1 protein-coding gene is annotated in these 710 nt (G+C 28.3%); it reads right to left on the reverse strand.

Annotated elements, in window-relative coordinates:
• Positions 1-74: 74 nt before the first annotated feature.
• The gene (locus I6E15_RS10055; protein WP_328222092.1) at positions 75-626 is read right to left on the reverse strand and encodes an MATE family efflux transporter; all 552 of its coding nucleotides are present in this window, start codon (positions 624-626) and stop codon (positions 75-77) included.
• Positions 627-710: the final 84 nt, after the last annotated feature.

Below are 710 nucleotides of genomic sequence, written 5' to 3' on the forward strand. Positions count from 1 at the left end.
TAGACATACATTACCAACTTTCTTATATTTTTTAATTTGTTGATAATATATATGTGTCCTTTATGGGTATCATATCATTTGTACATAAAATATAAAGATACAAGAGCGGTTGTACAATCAGCAATAGGAAAACTCATCAAAACTCCCATAGCTCCAAATTTTAAAGGCAAGATATAAGCAAGAGGGATTGAAAGTACCACAAGTCTTAAAAAAATAAATCTTGTTGTAATAAATCCTTTTCTTATAGCTTGGAAGTAAGTTCCACAACAAAGATAGATAGCAGTTCCAGTCATAAATTTTAGATGATATCTAATAGCTTTAGTTGTATATGCTACAACATCAGGGTCATTTTTTATAAATAATCTAACTATATCATCAGATTTTATAACCACGATACTTACTAAAATAACTGAAGAGATAGATGAGATTAAAAGAGAAAGTAAAAATGTATCTTTAACTCTTTTATAATTTTTTGCACCCCAGTTGTAAGAGATAATCGGTTGACGTCCTTGGTTTAATCCATTATAGCTTGTATTGATAAAACTTCTAAGAATAGTCATAATCCCAAGGCTCACTAAAGCTATATCTCCACCATATTTTAAAAGTTGCACATTTAAAACTAAAATATATGTTTGATCTGTACCCTGTCAAGTACTCAATTTAATTATCAACATTTTTTTCTTTAAATTTCCTATATTCTATTGGACTTC

Source organism: Fusobacterium perfoetens, from assembly GCF_021531475.1.
Taxonomy (GTDB): Bacteria; Fusobacteriota; Fusobacteriia; order Fusobacteriales; family Fusobacteriaceae; genus Fusobacterium_B.